The sequence below is a fragment of the Okeania sp. SIO3I5 genome, from assembly GCF_010672085.1.
Taxonomy (GTDB): Bacteria; Cyanobacteriota; Cyanobacteriia; order Cyanobacteriales; family Microcoleaceae; genus Trichodesmium.
This window is the reverse complement of the sequence record NZ_JAAHHT010000453.1, coordinates 1-3,152: the sequence shown is the minus strand read 5'-3', so window position 1 is coordinate 3,152 and position 3,152 is coordinate 1. Positions and strand designations below refer to the sequence as shown.

The 3,152-nt window shown below is 40.4% G+C and carries 3 protein-coding genes; 2 read left to right on the top strand and 1 reads right to left on the bottom strand.

Going from position 1 to position 3,152, the window contains the following annotated elements:
- Together F6K40_RS39530 and F6K40_RS39525 are read left to right on the top strand one after the other, a co-directional pair.
- Positions 1-188, top strand: a 188-nt coding sequence (locus F6K40_RS39530; protein WP_293145582.1) for a WD40 repeat domain-containing protein, incomplete at its 5' end; no start/stop codon positions are given.
- Positions 146-1,231, top strand: coding sequence for a WD40 repeat domain-containing protein (locus F6K40_RS39525; protein WP_293145579.1), 1,086 nt, complete (start codon positions 146-148; stop codon positions 1,229-1,231). The genes F6K40_RS39530 and F6K40_RS39525, both read left to right, overlap by 43 nt.
- Before the next feature lie 492 nt (positions 1,232-1,723).
- On the opposite strand, the gene F6K40_RS39520 is transcribed toward F6K40_RS39525, so the two are convergent.
- Positions 1,724-2,797 carry a BMP family protein gene (locus F6K40_RS39520; protein ID WP_293145576.1) on the bottom strand — a complete coding sequence of 358 codons (1,074 nt, stop codon included), beginning with the start codon at positions 2,795-2,797 and terminating at the stop codon, positions 1,724-1,726.
- Between the last annotated feature and the right edge of the window lie 355 nt (positions 2,798-3,152).

Here is a 3,152-nt window from a genome sequence, read left to right as displayed (position 1 = left end):
TGTGGAACCAACAGGGGAAGGAGTTGCAGACTCTCAAAGGCCATGAGGAGACGGTCAATGGTGTAGCACTTAGTCCTGATGGTCAGATGATTGCAACTGCCAGTGGCGACAATACAGTCAAGTTGTGGAACCACAGGGGAAGGAGTTGCAGACTCTCAAAGGCCATGAGGAGTCGGTCAATGGTGTAGCACTTAGTCCTGATGGTCAGATGATTGCAACTGCCAGTGGTGACAATACAGTCAAGTTGTGGAACCGTCAGGGGAAATTATTGCAGATTATCACCGGCCATAAGAGTTGGGTCAATGGTGTAGCATTTAGTCCTGATGGTCAGATGATTGCAACTGCCAGTGATGACAAAACAGTGAAGTTGTGGAACCGTCAGGGTCAATTATTGCAGACTCTCACCGGCCATGAGAGTTCAGTCTATGGTGTAGCGTTTAGTCCTGATGGTCAGATGATTGCAACTGCCAGTGATGATCAAACAGTGAAGTTGTGGAACCCTCAAGGAAAATTATTGCAGATTATCACCGGCCATAAGAGTTGGGTCAATGGTGTAGCATTTAGTCCGGATGGAGAGACTATTGCAACTGCCAGTGGTGACAAGAAAGTGAAGTTGTGGAACCGTCAGGGTCAATTATTGCAAACTCTCACCGGCCATGAGAGTTCAGTCAATGGTGTAGCATTTAGTCCTGATGGTCAGATGATTGCAACTGCCAGTGGTGACAAGACAGTCAAGTTGTGGAACCAAGAGGGAAAATTACTGCGGAGTCTGAAGGAGCATAAGAGTTTAGTCAATGATGTAGCATTTAGTCCTGATGGAGAGACTATTGCAACTGCCAGTGGTGACAAAACAGTGAAGTTGTGGAACCGTCAAGGTCAATTATTGCAGACTCTCACCGGCCATGAGAGTTCAGTCAATGGTGTAGCATTTAGTCCTGATGGTCAGATGATTGCAACTGCCAGTGGTGACAAGATAGTAAAGTTGTGGAACCAAGAGGGGAAATTATTGCAAATCCTCAAAAACCATAAGAATTGGGTCTACGCTGTAGCATTTAGTCCGGATGGAGAGACTATTGCAACTGCCAGTGGTGACAATACAGTGAAGTTGTGGAATGATTGGAAGTTTAGCCACTATGAGTGGGGTTGCAACTGGATGCGCGACTACCTAGAAAATAACCCTAATGTCAGTGAAAGCGATAAGCGTTTGTGTGATGGTGTTGGGAGTGATTAGAAGTCAGAAGTTACAGCATATTCCAAGTATATGAAGTATAGAAATTAGCAGTTAAATCCTATTAGTGCGGGCATCTTGCCCGCGATTGGTGTACCTCACGCCTAGTGCAATCCGCTGTATATCGGGCTGAAAAGTCGTCATTGCAACGAGACGAAGCAATCTCCGCGCACCCCTGAGATTGCTTCCTTCCCAGGAGTGTAAGTCGCAATAACTTGGCTATAGCAATTATCTGAATTCTATATTATTAGGACTTACGCAAAGAAACCCGGTTTCTACGGTAAATCATTGTTTTTGACAATAAACATCTACGAGAAACCGGGTTTCTGGGTTCACCTACGTAAGTCCTGATTACATCAAATTCGCTTGCTTTGGAGAATAAGGTTCTACCATCAGTCTTGGCAAAAGCTCCTAGTTTGTAAGGGTTTGGTGACCAAACCCCTACGGTCTTGAATTCTACCGATACTACCGGATTTGATATTATTCCTTCTCCGTTTATTTAATACAAACTTTCTCTTGACTACCTTCTGAACAATCTTCAAACAGCAATTCTCCTGCCAACATTTGCTGTTGAGTTGCTTCTACTTTTTGCTTAACTTTCTCTGGCAAAACATCATTAAAACGACCCAATTTAGTAATTTCTGGATTTTCAATTCCTAAAACATATTTTTCTCCTTTAACTCGATCATTTTTCACCAAATTAGCAACGTAGGCGATCGCTCCTCCCACATCCTGAACTGCACTCGTCAATACTGCTTTTGGAGCAAGTTCTAACTGATCTGTTGTATTCCCCACTGCATAAATTCCTTTTTCTTGTGCCGTTTGTAAAACTGCCGGAGCAGCATTATCTAATAAGTGATAAATAACATCAACTCCTGTAGAAATTAAAGCCAAAGCTGCTTCTTTTCCTTTAGCAATATCATTAAAATCTCCAGTGTAACTAATCACAACTTCAACACTAGAATTTACCGACTTAGCTCCTAACTCAAATGCCCTACCTTGTAAATTAGTTCCCTTAAAAGATAAACCCGTAATATAAGCAACTTTATTAGTTTTAGTCATCAAACCAGCAACCACACCAGCAAGATAACCAACTTGGAAATAATTTGTTGTTACAGAAGCATAATTTTCCCCGGCAATATTACCATTAACTCCCAAAAAAAATGTCTCTGGAAATTGACTAGCTACTTGTTGAATAGCAGCATCAAATTGTCCGCCATGACCAACAACTAAATCATAACCTTTCCTAGCAAAATCTGACAGAGTTTCTGTTTGGTCTGGTTGAGCAACATTCTCTACATAAATCATCTCAGCATTAAGTTTTTCGGCTGCTTTTTTTACTCCTTCATAACCAGATTGATTCCATCCTCCATCGGTAATAACTCCAGGCAAAGCAATAGCAATTTTAAAAGTTTTAGAACTACCACTAGAATCTGTAGAATCATTATCAGGATTTTCTGTGAGAATCATTGTAGAGGGAGAACTAGCACAAGCTTTTAGTAAAAAAATAGTTGCTGAACTGGCTAAAATGTAGCCAATAAATGAACGTCGATTGAATTTTTTAGTCATATTAACAAGCAATGGATAGTAAGATTTTATCGTAGGGGTTTGGTTTCCAAACCCCTACATTTTTTTTGACAAATCATTATCTAAATAAGTTAGGCAAGAAGATTTTTCATTTCTACAAAAATTTGGTGGGGTTGGCAGACCAAACCCCTACATTTTTTTTGACAAATCATTATCTAAATGAGTTAGGCAAGAAGATTTTTCATTTCGGCAAAATTTAGTTAGGTTTGGAGACCAAACCCCTACATTTTTTTTGACAAATCATTATCTAAATGAGTTAGGCAAGAAGATTTTTCATTTCGGCAAAATTTAGTTAGGTTTGGAGACCAAACCCCTACATTTTTTTTGACAAATCATT